Here is a 15,723-nt window from a genome sequence, read left to right on the forward strand (position 1 = left end):
GGGCTGCTCAGCCGCAGGTGACTCCGGCGTCCTTCCATGACGTGTGGTCGACCATGGTGGTGGGGGCGAAGGCCTCGGCCGGGAACTCCTTGCCGTTCTTGAGCTTGTCGTACATGGTCTGGACGGCCAGGGCGCCGACGTCCTTGCCGTTGATGAAGAGCGCGGCCTTCATGCCGGTCGGCTTGTCGGACTGCCATTCCTTGCAGGCGAGGTAGGCGCCGAGCCCGACACCGATGACGTGGTCGGGGCCGATGCCCGCGTTGGCGAGCGCGGTGACGCCGCCCATGACGTTCTCGTCGTTGCAGCCCCAGACCACCCAGTTCCTGACGCCGGAGTTGGCGGTGATCGTCGCGGCGATCTTGTCCTGGGCGCCGGTGGGTGTGTTGTCGGTGGGGACGTCGATGTTCTTCACACCGGGAACGGCCGCCCGGAACGCCTTCTCGGCACCGGCGACCCGGTCGCCGCAGACGGTGACGTCCTGCTTCCACGCCGAGATGACCCGCGTCTCGGAGGCCTTCCATCCGGCCTTCACGTACTCCTCGGCGGCGCGCTTCCCGACCTCCTCGCCCATCTGGGAGCCGCTGAACCCGATCCGCGGCACGAGGTCACCCTTGCCGCAGGCGGCAGGGTCGGGGCCCGTGGCGCAGATCTGGTCGTCGGACGTCAGGAGGGCGACCCCGCCGTCCTTCGCGGTCTGTACGACCTGCGGGCCGACGGCCGGGTCGGGAACGACGATGACGACGCCGCTCGTCTTCTGCGCGATCGCCGACTGCACTTCACTGACGGTCTTGTTGGCGTCGTTGCCGAGGTTGACCACCTTGAGGCCGATGCCCAGCTCCTTCGCCTTCTCCTTCGCGCCGGCGGCCTCGCCGATGAAGTACTCCTGGTCGCCCTGCTTCTGCAGGTACGTGATCGAGAGGGCGCCGCCGGCCTTGGCCGCCGGACCGTCGGACGTGGCCTCCTTGCCCGAGGAACACGCGGTGCTCAGGCCGAGGGTCAGCAGCAGACCGGTGGCGGCGGCCGCGCGGCTGGGGGTGGAACGGAACATCGGGGGCTCCTAGGTGCTGACAGCGGCCTGCCGCCCGGCAGGCGCGCGGAGATCGGTACGGGAGGAGAGAAGGAAGACGCTGCGAGGGCTGGGAGAGCGCCTCGTCGGAGGAACCTGGATCCTGAGAATCAAACAGGTTCAAACGTTTAGCTACATAACACAACGCATGGATCGGGACGTCAAGAGGTGTGACGCGACGAGATGAGTCCGTTACCGCGACCGTCAATATCCAGCAATGGGCAATAAAAAGCCCCCAGTTCGCCTGGCCTGCCAACGACTTCGCGGGCGTGCCAGGTGAACCGGGGGTGCGACAATTTCGAACAGGGATGGGTGCGGTGAGCTAGTCGTTGACGCTGAACCCCTGGTCCTTGCCGTACTTGACGCTCGCGTCCTGCCAGGCCTTCAGGCCGTCGGTGAGGTTGGTGGAGGAGACGTATGCCTTGCCCACCGTGTCGTTGAAGACCGAGTTCGCGTACACCTGGAAGGGCAGGTAGGACCAGTCGGTGCTGACATTGCGGGCCGACTCGGCGAACACCTGGTTGGCCTTCTGCCCGCCGAAGTACGGGAACGGGGTGTCGAGGAACTTCTCGGACTCCAGATCGGCCCGGGTGGCTGGGAAGGCGCCCTCCGCGACGCGGGTGGTGGCACCGACGCCGGTGGTCGCGAACTCCGTGAAGGCATAGGCCAGTTCCTTGTTCTTGGCGGCCTTCGGTACGGCCAGCGAGCTGCCGCCGTTCTCCGCACTCGCCTTGTCGCCCTTCGTCCACTGCGGCAGCGGGGCGACGCGCCAGTCGCCCGATGCGGCCGCGACTCCGGAGGTGAGGTTGGCCGGCATCCAGGCACCGATGGACAGGGTGGCCAGGGATCCGTCGGCCAGGCCCTTGTACCAGGCGTCGCTCCAGGAGCTGATGGGTGCGACCAGCTTCTCGTCGAGGAGCTTCTGCCAGGTGGCGGTGTACTTCTTGGTGCCCGCGTCGCCGAAGTCGACGGTGACGTCGGTGCCGTCGGTCTTGTACGGGCGGCCGCCGGCCTGCCAGATGAGGCTCGTCGTGGCTCCGGCGTCACCGGTGTCGTTGGTGATGAAGATCTTGGGGTCGGCCTTGTGCAGGGTGCGGGCCGCCTCCACGTACGCGTCCCATGTCGTCGGCACTTCGATGTGGTGCTTGTCGAAGACCTTCTTGTTGTAGAAGAAGGCCATGGGGCCGGAGTCCATGGGCAGGGCGTAGACCGCCTTGTCCTGGGTGACCGCGTTCCATGGTCCGGGTGTGAACGTCTCGCCGAACTTCTGGGCGCCGTAGGGCGACAGGTCCTCGACGGACTTGGCGATGGCGAACTGCCCGAGGGCGTAGTACTCCACCTGCGCGACATCGGGGGCGCCGGATCCGGCCGCTATAGCGTTCTGCAGGGCGGTGTACTGCTTGTCGCCGGTGCCCGCGTTGACGAGCTCGACGTCGACGTTCGGGTACTTCTTCTCGAAGTCCTCCGCCACCTTCTTGAGCGTGGGTTCCCAGGCCCACACCGTGACCTTGCCGCCCTTCTCCAAGGCGGACTTGACGTCCTTCGGGGTTTTGCCCCCGTCGCCGTCCTCGGCGTCGGAGCCGCAGGCCGTGGCGGTCAGCGCGAGTGCGGAGGCCACGGCGAGCGCGCCGAGCAGTCTGCGGGTGGTGTGCGTTCTCATGGCTGTGCTCCTGGTCGGTGATGCGGGAGGAGTGGGAGGAGTGGGAGGAGAGGGCGGAGAAGGCGGAGAGGGGGGCGGTCTATTCCTTGACGCTGCCCGCGGCGAGGCCGGACTGCCAGAACCGCTGGAGCAGCAGGAAGATCACCACGATCGGCACGATCGTCAGCAGGGAGCCGGTGATGATGAGGTCGAAGACGGCCTCGCCACCGGCGGTCTGGGCCTGCGCGTTCCAGGCGCTGAGACCGAGGGTCAGCGGGTACCAGTCGGGATCCTTGATCATGATCAGCGGCAGGAAGTAGTTGTTCCAGGTCGCGACCATCGAGAACAGCAGAACGGTGACGGTGCCCGGCATCAGCAGCGGCAGCGCGATCGTGAAGAAGGTGCGCAGTTCCCCGGAGCCGTCCACGCGGGCCGCTTCCAGGAGTTCGGTGGGAATGGCCTCGGCGGCGAACACCCACATCAGGTAGAGGCCGAACGGCGAGATCAGGGACGGGATGATGACGGCCCACGGGGTGTTGGTGAGGCCCATCTTGCTGAACATCAGGAAGGTGGGGACGGCCAGCGCGGTGCCGGGGACCGCCACGGCCCCAAGGACGACGGCGAAGACCGCCTTGCGGCCGGGGAAGTTGAACTTGGCGAGCGCGTATCCGCCGAGAACGGCCAGGACGGTGGCTCCGCCGGCGCCCGCGGCGACGTAGAGGAGCGTATTGAGCAACCAGCGTACGAAGACCCCGTCGTCGTACGTGAGGGTGCGGGTGAGGTTGTCCCAGAGGTTGAAGTCGTCGGCGAACCAGAGGCCGAAGGAGTCGAGCAGTCCCTTCTGGTTCTTCGTGGAGTTGATGACGAGCCAGGCGAGCGGGAGCAGGGTGTAGACCAGGGCCAGACCGGTGACGAGCGTCAGCGGGAGGCTGGGCCGGGGGTTGAGCGGGGTGTGCGGGAGCCGCTTCCTGCGTCTCGGCGTGGTGGGCGCGGACGTGGTCGACGGAGCGCCGCCGGCGGGCTCGGCGGCTTCGGCCGCCGCCTCTGTGGTGAGGGGGGTGGTCATCGGCTCAGCCCTTCCGCATGCCGCGCAGCTGGACCGCGTAGGCGATGATCGCGGTGATCACGCCCATCACGATGGCCACGGTCGCCGCGTAGTTGTGCTGCTGGCCCGCGAAGGACAGCGAGTACGTGTAGAGGTTGGGGGTGAAATCGCTGGTGATGGCGTTGGGGGCGAGCTTCTGGAGGATGCTCGGCTCGTTGAACAGCTGGAAGCTGCCGATGATCGAGAAGATCGTGGCGATGACGAGGGCGCTGCGGATCGCCGGCAGTTTCACCGACGCCACGATGCGCCACTCGCCCGCCCCGTCGATCGCGGCGGCCTCGTAGAGCGAGCGCGGCACGACCTTGAGCGCGGAGTAGAAGATCAGCATGTTGTAGCCGACGAACTCCCAGGTCACGATGTTGCCGATGGCGGCCAGGACCAGGGAGGGGGAGAGCGGGTCGGGCAGGGTCACGCCGAGGGTCTCGTTGATGTTGCCGACGAGGCCGAACCGGGTGCCGTAGATGAAGCCCCAGATCAGGCTGGCCACGACGGCGGGCACCGCGTACGGGAGGAAGACCGAGACGCGGAAGAAGGCCGTGCCGTACAGCCGGCCGCTGTCGATCGCCAGGGCGATGAGCAACGCGATGCCGAGCATGATCGGCACCTGGACCAGGAGGAAGAGGCCCACCCGGGCCAGGCCCTCCCAGAACCGCGGGTCCGAGAGCGCCTCGCTGTAGTTGTCGAGGCCGACGAAGGACGTGCCCCCGATCAGCCGGTCCCGGAAGACGCTGAGGTACAGGGCGTATCCGATCGGGGCAAGGAACACGAGCCCGAAGACCGCGACGAACGGACCGACGAATCCCCAGCCGACGAAGGCCTCCTTCCGGCGACGGATAAGGGTTCGTCGGCGCGGCGGCGGGACCGCCTGCGCAGAGGTCGACAGGAGCGTCATGGTGCTTCCTTGCGTCGGTGACCGACTGGTCGGGAACGGGTCGGAGGGAGTGGGGGCCTTGAACGCAAGGCCGGGAAGGGGTCGCTCCGATGCTTGATGTTTACGTAATCATCGGTGTGCCCCGATGGTTGCATCACCGCCAGATGGGCGTCAAGCACGAGGAAGCAGCGATCAAACGCGATTTGGGGAAGAAGGCCGCGAGTTGCGCGCCCCGAGCACCGGCCGGGCAAGGCGGACCAGGTGGGCCCGTGAGGTGCCGCGGGGCACTACGGGACGGCCCGCGGGCGTGGAGGTCCCGGCCGCCGCGGGTGTCATGGCTGGTGGGAGGGGAGCGGCGCGGGGTGCGCCGGTCGGCCGGCCGCGTTCTCGGCGAGGAGCCGGTGGGTGCCGAAGCGAACGGCTCCCGGCCGGGCGGTACGCCGAATCGGGCCCGTCTCCCGGCCTGTGGTGGTGTGCCGAAGCGGCCGGCCTCCCCGCCTGTGGTGCTGCGCCGGGAGGCGGGCCGGAACGTGTCAGGCGGGCGGCGGTGGTGGTGCGGTGCTGGCCCGGACCACGAGGGTGGGTTCGACGGCGAGGCGCCGCGGACCGTTGTCGCGCCGTTCTATCTGCTCCAGCAGCAGGGTCACGCAGTGCCGGCCCACCACGTCGAAGTCCTGGTGGACCGTGGTCAGCGGCGGCTCGAAGAACGGTGCCTCGGGCACGTCGTCGAAGCCTGCCACGCTGATCTCGTCCGGCACGGACCGCCCCGCCTCGTGCATCGCCCGCAGGACCCCCAGCGCCATCTGGTCGTTCGCCGCGAAGACGGCCGTGGCTTCCGGCATCTGGGCCAGTGTCCGGCCGGCCAGGTAGCCCGATTCGGGGGTCCAGTCCCCGTACAGGGTCGGACGTACGGGCGCACCCGCCGCGACGAGTGTCCGTTCCCACGTCTCCGCACGCCGCCGGGCGGCGAAGGAGTCGCGCGGACCGCTGACGTGGTGCACGGTCCGATGGCCGAGCTCCAGCAGGTGGTTGACCATGCTCCGGGTGCCGCTGGCCTGGTCGAAGTCCACGTTCGGGTACTGGTGCCCCGTGTCGCCGTCGGCGACCACCACCGGCATGGTGGGTGGCAGGTGCAGCGACGGCGTGTCGAGCATCTGCGACTCCACCAGCACGATGCCGTCGACGGACTGCAGCATGAGATGACGGAAGGCCTGGCGCACGGCAGCCTCGGTCTGCGCCCGGATGCCCATGAAGTTGACGGAGAAACCCGCCTCGCGGGCCGCGTCCGCGATGGCGCCGAGCGTACGGGCGTTGCCATGTGCGCCCACGTCGAAGCTGACGACGCCGATCGCCCCGAACTTGCCCGTGACCAGCGCGCGTGCCGCCGCGTTGGGGCGGTAGCCGAGCTCCTGCATCGCGGCCAGAACCCTTGCGCGCGTCGTCTCGTCGACGTTGTCGTGGTTGTTGGCCACGCGGGAGACCGTCTGTGACGAGACGCCTGCGCGTGCCGCGACCTCCGCCATCGAGGGCCACTTCCGCGGCGGGCGGGAGCGGGGCGTCCTTGTTGCCTTGTCCGCCACCTTCGACCGCTCCTTCGCAGAGGACTCTGAGGGCGCGCGCAGGCTGCGGCCCGTGCATGCATGTTGACGCAAACAGGCCCCCGGGTCAAAAGGTGCTCGCTTTGGTCCGACTCCTTGACAGGCCTCCGCGGCGCTTCCACACTTCCGGTTAACACCGTGTTTACGAAAACATTGCGTAGGTAGCGGTGCTCTGCACGGCCTGAAGGGCCGTCCCCCCACCCCGTCGCTCCGTGCTTCCGCGGCGGCCGTCTGCCGCGCCGACCGCGCGGACAAGTCCGACAAGAGACCATGAGGTGTCGCGCCATGCGACTGACGATCTCCAGGACGGCGGCATTGATCTGCGCCCTCCTCTTCTCCCTGCTCACCACCGGCGGCACGGCCCACGCGGCCCCGGTGACCCTCGCCAACGGCACACAGTTCACTGATCCCGCCGGCAACCCCGTACACGCGCACGGCGGCGGTGTGATCAAGGTCGGGCAGTACTACTACTGGTTCGGAGAGGACCGCAACACCGACAACACCTTCCGGTACGTCTCCGCATACCGTTCCACGGACCTGAAGTCCTGGGAGTTCCGCAACCACGTCCTGACCGAGGCCACCGATCCGGAGCTCGACTGGGCCAACATCGAGCGGCCCAAGGTCATGTACAACGAATCCACCAAGCAGTTCGTGATGTGGATGCACAAGGAGAACGGCTCCGACTACGGCGAGGCGCGGGCCGCCGTGGCGGTTTCCTCCACGGTGGACGGCAACTACGCCTGGCGCGGCAGCTTCCGGCCGCTCGGTCACATGTCCCGCGACATCACGACCTTCGTCGACACCGACGGCACCGGCTACATGGTCTCCGCGGCCAACGAGAACGCCGACCTGCACGTCTACCGTCTGACCGCGGACTACACCGCGGTGGAGTCGCAGGTCCAGAAGCTGTGGCCGGGTCAGTGGCGTGAGGCGCCCGCCATGTTCAAGCGGGACGGCGTGTACTTCCTCCTGACCTCCGGCGCCACGGGCTGGGCCCCGAACCAGCAGAAGTACGCCACCGCCGACAGCATCACCGGTTCCTGGACAGATCTGAAGGATGTCGGGGACCCGACGACCTACCGGAGCCAGACCGCCTTCGTCCTCCCCGTCCAGGGCACCCAGGGCACCTCGTTCCTCTACATGGGAGACCGTTGGGGCAACTCCATGGGCGGCATGGTCAATGACTCCCAGTACGTCTGGCTTCCGCTCACCTTCCCCACCCGCACCACCATGAAGATGGACTACTCCCCGCAGATCACCGTCGACACCGCTGCGGGAACCGTGAGCGGAATGAACGTGCCGTGGGAGACCCTGACCGCCCGCAACAGCGGCAAGTGCGCCGACGTGGCGAACTTCGACTCCGCGGACGGCACGCAGGTGATCCAGTGGGGCTGCGGCGGCGGCGTGAACCAGAACTTCTGGATCAAGAAGCTGAGCAGCGGCTACGTCCAGATCATGGCCCGGCACAGCGGGAAGTGCCTCGGTGTCGCCGGCGCCTCGGCCGCGAACGGCGCGCTCGCCGTCCAGAACACCTGTGACGGCTCCGCCTCCCAGCAGTGGAAGGTCCGGACGACCGACGCCGCCGACCACGTCGAGTTCGTCGCCCGGCACAGCGGCAAGTGCCTCGACGTCGTCAACCAGTCGACGGCCGACGGAACGGCCCTGGAGCAGTGGACCTGTAACGCGGGCGACAACCAGAAGTGGCGGCGGTCCGCGGCCTGAAGCCGTCCTCCGCGTCCGGCAACCGCCCCCGCACCACACGTTATTGCGCCTCCTGGCCCCGGCCGGGAGGCGCAATGACGGAACAACCCGATCGACCCCACCCCACGTGAAGGAGTACGCGTGTTCTGCATCCGCAGCCGACCGGCGTCGCGTCGGAGCCGTACACCCAGGAGCCTGGCCGCCCTCGGGGCCGCCGCGGCCCTCGTCGCGACAGCCGTCACAGCCGCCGGCTCCGGTTCGGCGCCGGCGAGCGCCGCGGAAGGCCCCGCCGCGGCGCTGACCGTACGCCTCGACCCCAGCTACCAGCACCCTGCCTTCGAAGGCTGGGGAACCGCCCTCGCCTGGTTCGCCAACGTCACCGGAGGCTGGCCGGACGCACAGCGCAACGCGCTCGCCGACGCGCTCTATGGTGCCGACGGCCTGGGCTTCACGATCGCCCGCTACAACATCGGCGGTGGCGACAGCCCGGAGACCACCCCGTACATGAGGCCCGGCGCGGCCGTTCCCGGCTACTGGAACCGCCCCGGCCCGGAGGCGCCCGACTGGTGGGATCCGAACCGCGCCGACCACTGGAATCCCGGCGCCGACGCCAGCCAGTGCTGGTGGCTCACCGCAGCCAAGGCCCGCGGGGCCAAGACGTTCGAGGCGTTCTCCAACTCCGCTCCGTACTTCATGACCAACAGCGGGCTGGTCTCCGGCGCCGCCAACGGCCGGCAGGACAACCTCAGGGCCGACCAGTACGACCGCTTCGCCGCCTATCTCACCGGCGCCCTCCAACGTGCCCAGTCCGCCTCCGGAGTCACCTTCGACTCCGTCTCACCCGTCAACGAGCCCGACACGGACTACTGGCACGCGGGCGGCCGCCAGGAGGGCTCGCACTGGGACCCGGCCTCCCAGGCCCGCATGATCACGACCCTGCGCGCCGCCCTCGACGCCAAGGGCGTGAAGACCCCGATCGCCGCCATGGACGAGACGAACCCGGAGAAGTTCCGCTCCGACTGGGAGTCGTACGCCCCCGAGGTCCGCGCGGCCGTCGGCCGGCTCAACACGCACACCTACGGGACGAACGGCCGCACCGGAGCCCGGGACACGGCCAAGGGCGAGGCCGCGCCGCTGTGGATGTCCGAGGTGGACACCGGCGGCAGCGCCCCGCAGAGCTTCACCGACATGAGCCCCGCTCTCGACCTCGCCCGGCACATCAACGACGACATCCGGGAGCTGGAGCCGAGCGCCTGGGTCCTGTGGCAGGCCGTCGAGGACTACGAGAACATGACGCCCGGCCACGAGAACTCGAACTGGGGCCTCATACAGACCGACTTCACCCCCGAGAACGCGGCCACGGAGCCTCTCCGCAAGAACAAGAAGTACTGGGCGATGGCGAACTACAGCCGATTCGTACGCCCCGGCGCGCGCATCGTGGACACGGACGACCCGCAGACCCTGGCCGCGGTACGGCCGGGCGGGGACGGCGTGGTGGTCGTGCCCGTGGCCACCGTCAACGGCACGAGCGCGCCCGTCCAGCGGACGTCCGCACCCGCGGACACCGCGCAGCAGTGGACCTTCACCAAACTGTCGGCCACCGACTGGAGCAGCACCGCCGCCTACCGCGTCACCAACGCGAAGACCGGCAAGGCCCTCGCCGTCTCGGGCGGCACGCTCACCTTCGCCGCACCCGGCGCGTCCACCGCACAGCAGTGGATCCGCTCGACCACGGGCGACGGCCACCACACCCTGGTCAACGCGGCAAGCGGCACGCTCCTGGACGTCACCGGCGCCTCCACCGATGACGGAGCGCCGGTCGGCGTCTACCGGCCGACCGCCGGGGCCAACCAGTCCTGGACCTTCCCGGTCGCGGCGGCGGACACCTGGAAGACCCTGGCCTTCCGGCACAGCTCCCGGTGCCTCGACGTCAGCGGCGCGGGCTCCGGCGACGGGGCGGCCGTCGTCCAGTACGGCTGCAACGCCGGCACGAACCAGCAGTGGTCCCTCCGCTCCACCGGCAACGGATACGTCAACGTGGTCGCGCGCCACAGCGGCAAGTGCCTGGACGTGAGCGACGTCTCCACGGCCGACGGCGCGGTCGTCCTCCAGTACGCGTGCAACGGCGGTCGCAACCAGGAGTGGGCGGTACGGGGCACGGGCGACGGGTACCTCACGCTCACGGCCCGGCACAGCGCCAAGTGCCTGGGGGTGGACGGCGCCGCCACCACGGACGGTGCGGCCGTCGTGCAGCGCGCCTGTGACGGCACCGGGGCGCAGCAACTGCGCCTGGGCTGACGCGGAAAGAGGGTGGGCCCGGTCCACGTACCGGGCCCACCCGCACGTCCGCGTACCGTCGGTGACTACTCCTCCGTGGGTCCCAGGTCGGGTGTCGGACGGAGCTCGGCCGTCCGGGCCCGGTGCGCCGCGTGGAGCTCCAGCACGACGACCTCGTTGGCTCCGGCGCGCAGCACCGGAGCGGGGACGTACAAGGACCGCTGCGGGCCGCGGGACCAGTAGCGGCCGAGCGCGAAGCCGTTGACCCAGGCGTTGCCCTTGGTCCAGCCGTCGAGGTGGAGGAAGGTGTCGGCCGGGGCGGTCACCTCGAATACGCCCCGGTGGAAGGCCGGTCCGACGGGGGCGGCGGCCGCGGGGGAGAAGGGGAGGTCCGCCAGGTCCGCGAGAGGGAGGGGACGGCTGGTCCATCCCGCGAGCTCGGCACCGTCGAGGAGAACCTTGCCGAGCAGGCCCTTGCGGTCGTGGATGCCCGGCCCGTAGTTCACCCGTCCCTGGTTCTCGACGAGGACGGTGAGGGTGCTGCCGGCCCGGGGAACCGTGAAGGCCATGACGTGTTCGTGGTTCTCGCGCTCCAGGACACCCACGGGCTGCCCGTCGACGAAGAACTGGGCACGGTCGCGGACCTGTTCGACCTCCAGAAGGGCCGGGCCCCTGAGCGACAGGGTCGTCTCGTACAGGACGAAACCGAAGTCCTGTTCCAGCTCCTCCATGGTGAGGGGGCGTTGCGCCTCGACGGCCGCCCCGAGCACGGCGGCGTGCGGCAGCAGTGCGGCGGTCTCGGTGAGGGACACGGTCCGCGGGGCGAGTCTGGGGCCGGGCGCGGGGGCGGGACTGTCCGGCACGGGAGCGTACTTGGCGATCACCTCGCGAAAGGCGGTGAACTTCTCCGTGGGGTCGCCGGCTTCGTCGAGCGGGGCGTCGTAGTCGTACGACGTGACGGTGGGACGGTAGGTGTGCTTGTCGTTGGCGCCGTTGGTGAAGCCGAAGTTGGTGCCGCCGTGGAACATGTAGAAATTCACCGAAGCCCCGGTGGCCAGGAGTTCGTCCAGCTCCCGCGCCGCGTGGCCGGCGTCGCGCACGACGTGGTGGGCTCCCCAGCGGTCGAACCAGCCGATCCAGAATTCGGTGCACATCAGCGGTCCCTCGGGCTGGTGGGCCCTCAGTGCGGCCAGGCCGTCACCGGAGCGGCTGCCGAAGTTGGCCGTGGCGAGGACGCCGGGCAGCGCGCCGCGTTGAAGGTCCGCCGGCTGGTCGCAGGTGAAGAGCGGGACGTCGACACCGCAGCGGCGCAGCGTGGCGGCGAGGTGCTCCAGATAGGCGGTGTCGTCGCCGTAGGCCCCGTACTCGTTCTCCACCTGCACGGCCAGGACGGGGCCGCCCCGGGACGCCAGGTACGGCCGGAGCGGCGTGAGCAGCCGGTCGAAGTAGTCGTCGACCGCGGCGAGGAACCGGGGATCGCGGGAGCGGAGCCGTATGTCAGGTTCGGCGAGCAGCCAGGACGGGAGGCCGCCGCCCTCCCACTCGGCGCAGATGTACGGGCCGGGCCGGAGCAGCACGTGCAGTCCCTCCGCGGCCGCGAGGTCGAGGAACCGGGGCAGGTCGAGGCCGCCGTCGAGGCTGAAGCTGTCGGGTCGCGGCTGGTGCAGGTTCCAGGGCACGTAGGTCTCGACGGTGTTGAGGCCCATGAGCCTGGCCTTGCGCAGCCGGTCCGCCCACTGCTCGGGGTGCGTACGGAAGTAGTGCATCCCGCCGGACAGGAGCCGGAACGGTTCGCCGTCGAGAGTGAAGCCGCCGCCGTCGATCTGGAGAAGAGGCATGTACGGGTGCTCCTGTGCTGGGGTGAGTGCGTTGTAGCGGTGTCGAGAGCCTGCCATGGTCATGTTTGCGTAAACATCACCGCTGTGGCAAGTGCTCGACCAGATCCGATCCGTCCTGGCGGGGAATTTGGGAGCGCGACCACGGTGTGCCGCACGATTGCTGAGGAGTTTGTTCGTCCGAGAGGGATGTTTACGTGATCGCGGTGCTGTGTGTCTGTGTGCTTCCAGGCCACACCCCCCGCGAGGCGCCTGGGGTGCATCGAAGGGTGCACGTCCCTTAAGTTCCCCAGGAATTAACAAGACTGCACAAATATTGAGGCGTTGTCGTGGTGCGTGCTGCACCGGCCCGGCAATACAACGGAGTCGATTCGCGCCCCGCATATTTACGTTCTCAGCAGGCAGGGCTGGCCGACCAGAGCCGCAACGTGACCCCGCCCGCCGCTCAGCAGCCTCGGCGCTTCCCCGCTGCATCGCCGACGTCTTCCCCGCCGCCGGCCTGGCCCCGGCCGCGCTCACCGGTGCCGGCACGACGATCACGAACGACCTCTGCCACGGTGAGGCCTGGACGGTCGATCTGAAGAACCTCGACAAGTCCGCGCGCGCCGACCTGATCCTGGAGGTCTCCGCGTGGAGCGACGCGATGGACGGCGTCACACGGCCCTCGGGCACGATGCCCGGTCTGCCGGCGTGGACCTGGGCCCCGCAGTGCGAAGCCGTCTGGCGCTGACCGCCATGGAGGAGCGGGGCCGGCCCGCCACGGAAGGTGTGTGCATGCGCCATCGCCGGTGTGCCGGAGGGAAGCAGCCGGGATTCCGTGCGGAGCGGGCTCTTTGCCCGGCTTCCGTGGTAGACCGGAAATCTCACGCGACGCGAACAGGGAGGGCACCGCCCATGGGCCGGCCGACGATGCCAGCACCTCTGCCGAAAGACACGAAGGTCCTGTCCATCGGGGTGCATCCGCGTGCGCTCGACTACAGCCGGATGCCCGGGGGCATCGACGAGGCGGCGCTCACCGCCCGGGTCGAAGCCGGGAACGCGGCGCTGCGCGAGTCAGGGTTCGATGTCGTCGCGTGCCTGATCGATACCTCCCCCGACCAGGCCGAGGCGACCGTGCGGGAGCACCTGGGCCGGCATGCGTTCGGCTTGGCGATGATCGGCGGTGGCGTACGCATGCTGCCGGAGAACACCCTGCTGTTCGAGCGACTGCTGAACGTCCTCACCGAGGCCTCGCCCGGGATCCGGCTGTGCTTCAACACGGCGCCGGAGAACACGGTCGAGGCGCTGAGGCGGTGGGTCCGGCCGTGATCGGTCGGACCGCCGGCTCGTGAGCCCCGCTGAGCTCGCGAACGAGCGCTGAGGCGAAGCGAGGGTACGGGACGGACGCGCACCGCACCGTGAGGGAGCCGCCCGACCGGCTTCTCCCGGACCCGTGGCGTGTACGGCTGCCGTCTCCACAGGTCTCGCGCACCGCGTCGCCGACCCGGGCGCGTGCCCGGTACACACACAAGGCAGGATCAACCCCGGAAGCCGCTGCCGTCCGGGCCCGGTCCCGTCCCCGCTCATGTCCAGGAGGACCGCATGACACTCGACGTCCCCGCGCTCCGCGCACAGATTCCGGCCCTGTCGGCAGGGTCGGCCCGCTTCGACGCACCGGGTGGCACCCAGACCCCGCAGCCGGTGATCGACGCGATCGTGGAGGCCCTGTCCCGTCCGCTCGCCGTACGGGGTACGCAGAACGAGGGCGAACGGAACGCGGAGGCGATCGTGGCCGGGGCGCGGGCGGCGCTCGCGGACCTGGTGGGGGCGGAGCCGCGTGGCATCGTGTTCGGACGCAGTTCCACCCAGCTCACGTACGACCTGGCGCGGACCCTGGCCAAGGGCTGGGGACCGGGGGACGAGGTGGTCGTCAGCCGGCTCGACCACGACGCCAACATCCGTCCCTGGGTGCAGGCGGCGCAGGCCGTCGGCGCGACGGTCCGGTGGGTCGACTTCGAGCCGGACAGCGGGGAACTGCCGCCCGCCCGGTTCGACGGGGTACTGTCCGCGCGGACCCGCCTGGTGGCGGTCACCGGAGCGTCCAACCTCATCGGGACCCGTCCCGACCTGCCCGCGATCGCGGAGCTCGTCCACCGGGCGGGCGCCCTGCTGCACGTGGACGCCGTGCACCTGGCGGCCCACGGCTCCGTCCGCCTGGACACGCTCGGCGCCGACTTCCTCGTCTGCTCCCCGTACAAGTTCCTCGGCCCGCACATGGGCGTGCTGGCGAGCCGCCCCGAACTGCTGGAGACCCTGCGGCCCGACAAGCTGCTGCCGTCGACCGACGCGGTCCCGGAGCGGCTGGAACTGGGCACCCTGCCGTACGAGTTCCTGGCCGCGGCCCGGGCCGCGGTGGACTTCCTCGCCTCGCTGGCACCGGGCGTCGACGGCACCCGCCGGGAGCGGCTGGCCGCGGCGTTCGAGGAGATCGAGGCCCATGAGGACGCCCTGCGGGTCCGGATCGAGAAGGGTCTGTCCGCTCTCGACGGCATCGTCGTGCACTCGCGTGCGGCCCGGCGCACCCCGACGCTGCTGGTGACCTTCCGGGGCAGGTCGGCGGCGGACGCGTCACGGTTCCTGGCGGCGCGCGGGGTCGACGCGCCGGCGGGCTCGTTCTACGCCCTGGAGGCCTCCCGCCACCTGGGGCTGGGCGACGCGGGAGGGCTGCGGATCGGCTTGGCCCCGTACAACAGCGAGGAGGACGCCGACCGGCTGCTGGAGGGTGTGGCCGCCTTCCTCGCACAGACCCCGCGCGACTGACCGGGAGCGGCCCGCCGGGGCTCCGTCCGACCGTCTCCGGCTCCTTCAGCCCGAGGCGCGGTGGGAGGTCCGCGGCGCGGGCGCCGGTGCGGGGGCCTGCGCGGCGCGGGTCACGTCCGATACCAGCTCGACCACATCGGGCCCGTACGCCTGCGAGTTGACCACCTTCAGCAGCAGGCAGAAGGTGTTGTTGCCGTGTTTACGGGCGAGGCGCTCGTAGTTGCGGGCCAGATAGCGGGAGGCCGCCTGGTTGGTGATGGCCTGCTGCCCGCAGAACAGGAAGACCGGGCGCGCTTCCTGACCTGCCGTCAGCCGGGCCAGGATCACGTACTCGGCGACGCCCTTCTCCACCCGGTAGCGTTCCGAGCCGATCTGGAAGGCATTGCGGTCCGGGCCCGGCTCGGCGTCCGTGTTGATCTTCACTCCGGGCAGCAGCGAGTGCAGGTGCGCGGCCATCCGGCGGTTGGAGACGGGGCCGCCGACGCAGAACTCGGTCCGCTCGCCGAACCCTTGCTGGGCGATGTCGTGCGCCAGGATCTGGGCATGCGCCGAACAGTCCTTGATCAGCGCGGAGAGCTCCAGCAGGGCGAAGACGTCGTGCCGGTGGACGGCGCCGTCACCGCCCGCGTCGCGGTTGACGACGAGCAGGCACTCCGAGTTGCCGGGCAGCCCGAAGAACGCCTGCTTGCGGCGGAGCTTGCGGCGCCAGATATAGGTGCGCGCGAGCCAGCCGAGGGTGGCGCTGAGGCCGACGGCTATCACGCCCAGCACGATGTTGCGTACGTCGTCAGTCATGGGCGGGCATGTTAGCGGGCATTCGGCCTCAAGTTCG

11 protein-coding genes are annotated in these 15,723 nt (G+C 69.7%); 4 read left to right on the forward strand and 7 right to left on the reverse strand.

Annotated elements, in window-relative coordinates:
- Positions 1-7: 7 nt before the first annotated feature.
- The 5 genes from EAO72_RS39215 to EAO72_RS39235 all read right to left on the reverse strand — a co-directional run bounded on the left by EAO72_RS39215 (position 8) and on the right by EAO72_RS39235 (position 6,204).
- Entirely contained in the window at positions 8-1,048 is a 1,041-nt protein-coding gene (locus EAO72_RS39215; protein ID WP_148021749.1) for a substrate-binding domain-containing protein, read from the reverse strand.
- Between the two features lie 340 nt (positions 1,049-1,388).
- Complete coding sequence (locus EAO72_RS39220) at positions 1,389-2,726, reverse strand: ABC transporter substrate-binding protein (protein ID WP_148021750.1); 1,338 nt, start codon at positions 2,724-2,726, stop codon at positions 1,389-1,391.
- Positions 2,727-2,805: 79 nt separating this feature from the next.
- On the reverse strand, positions 2,806-3,771 hold the full coding sequence (locus EAO72_RS39225) for a carbohydrate ABC transporter permease (RefSeq protein ID WP_148021751.1): 966 nt from the start codon (positions 3,769-3,771) through the stop codon (positions 2,806-2,808).
- 4 nt (positions 3,772-3,775) lie between these two features.
- Entirely contained in the window at positions 3,776-4,702 is a 927-nt protein-coding gene (locus EAO72_RS39230; protein ID WP_148021752.1) for a carbohydrate ABC transporter permease, read from the reverse strand.
- A 512-nt stretch (positions 4,703-5,214) separates the two neighbouring features.
- On the reverse strand, positions 5,215-6,204 hold the full coding sequence (locus EAO72_RS39235) for a LacI family DNA-binding transcriptional regulator (RefSeq protein ID WP_148022288.1): 990 nt from the start codon (positions 6,202-6,204) through the stop codon (positions 5,215-5,217).
- 360 nt (positions 6,205-6,564) lie between these two features.
- On the opposite strand from EAO72_RS39235, the gene EAO72_RS39240 reads away from it, so the two are divergent.
- Complete coding sequence (locus EAO72_RS39240; RefSeq protein ID WP_148021753.1) at positions 6,565-8,001, forward strand: RICIN domain-containing protein; 1,437 nt, start codon at positions 6,565-6,567, stop codon at positions 7,999-8,001.
- A 120-nt stretch (positions 8,002-8,121) separates the two neighbouring features.
- The gene (locus tag EAO72_RS39245; RefSeq protein ID WP_148021754.1) at positions 8,122-10,278 is read left to right on the forward strand and encodes an RICIN domain-containing protein; all 2,157 of its coding nucleotides are present in this window, start codon (positions 8,122-8,124) and stop codon (positions 10,276-10,278) included.
- A gap of 65 nt (positions 10,279-10,343) precedes the next feature.
- On the opposite strand, the gene EAO72_RS39250 is transcribed toward EAO72_RS39245, so the two are convergent.
- Positions 10,344-12,095 carry a glycoside hydrolase family 35 protein gene (locus tag EAO72_RS39250; protein ID WP_148021755.1) on the reverse strand — a complete coding sequence of 584 codons (1,752 nt, stop codon included), beginning with the start codon at positions 12,093-12,095 and terminating at the stop codon, positions 10,344-10,346.
- Between the two features lie 906 nt (positions 12,096-13,001).
- On the opposite strand from EAO72_RS39250, the gene EAO72_RS39255 reads away from it, so the two are divergent.
- Both EAO72_RS39255 and EAO72_RS39260 read left to right on the forward strand, forming a co-directional pair.
- Positions 13,002-13,400, forward strand: a complete 399-nt coding sequence (locus tag EAO72_RS39255) for a hypothetical protein (RefSeq protein ID WP_187285351.1) — start codon at positions 13,002-13,004, stop codon at positions 13,398-13,400.
- Positions 13,401-13,673: 273 nt separating this feature from the next.
- Positions 13,674-14,891: a cysteine desulfurase-like protein gene (locus EAO72_RS39260; RefSeq protein WP_148021757.1), complete on the forward strand. Its 1,218-nt coding sequence runs from the start codon at positions 13,674-13,676 to the stop codon at positions 14,889-14,891.
- A gap of 45 nt (positions 14,892-14,936) precedes the next feature.
- Here EAO72_RS39260 and EAO72_RS39265 read toward each other — a convergent pair whose 3' ends face one another.
- Positions 14,937-15,686 carry a hypothetical protein gene (locus EAO72_RS39265; protein WP_148021758.1) on the reverse strand — a complete coding sequence of 250 codons (750 nt, stop codon included), beginning with the start codon at positions 15,684-15,686 and terminating at the stop codon, positions 14,937-14,939.
- Between the last annotated feature and the right edge of the window lie 37 nt (positions 15,687-15,723).

It is taken from the genome of Streptomyces sp. OR43, from assembly GCF_008042275.1.
Taxonomy (GTDB): domain Bacteria; phylum Actinomycetota; class Actinomycetes; order Streptomycetales; family Streptomycetaceae; genus Streptomyces.

Coding starts and splice junctions, on each gene's coding strand:
- EAO72_RS39225 (WP_148021751.1), bottom strand. CDS start 3,771: ATGACCACCCCCCTCACCACAGAGGCGGCGGCCGAAGCCGCCGAGCCC.
- EAO72_RS39250 (WP_148021755.1), bottom strand. CDS start 12,095: ATGCCTCTTCTCCAGATCGACGGCGGCGGCTTCACTCTCGACGGCGAA.
- EAO72_RS39240 (WP_148021753.1), top strand. CDS start 6,565: ATGCGACTGACGATCTCCAGGACGGCGGCATTGATCTGCGCCCTCCTC.
- EAO72_RS39260 (WP_148021757.1), top strand. CDS start 13,674: ATGACACTCGACGTCCCCGCGCTCCGCGCACAGATTCCGGCCCTGTCG.
- EAO72_RS39220 (WP_148021750.1), bottom strand. CDS start 2,726: ATGAGAACGCACACCACCCGCAGACTGCTCGGCGCGCTCGCCGTGGCC.
- EAO72_RS39235 (WP_148022288.1), bottom strand. CDS start 6,204: ATGGCGGAGGTCGCGGCACGCGCAGGCGTCTCGTCACAGACGGTCTCC.
- EAO72_RS39255 (WP_187285351.1), top strand. CDS start 13,002: ATGCCAGCACCTCTGCCGAAAGACACGAAGGTCCTGTCCATCGGGGTG.
- EAO72_RS39215 (WP_148021749.1), bottom strand. CDS start 1,048: ATGTTCCGTTCCACCCCCAGCCGCGCGGCCGCCGCCACCGGTCTGCTG.
- EAO72_RS39230 (WP_148021752.1), bottom strand. CDS start 4,702: ATGACGCTCCTGTCGACCTCTGCGCAGGCGGTCCCGCCGCCGCGCCGA.
- EAO72_RS39265 (WP_148021758.1), bottom strand. CDS start 15,686: ATGACTGACGACGTACGCAACATCGTGCTGGGCGTGATAGCCGTCGGC.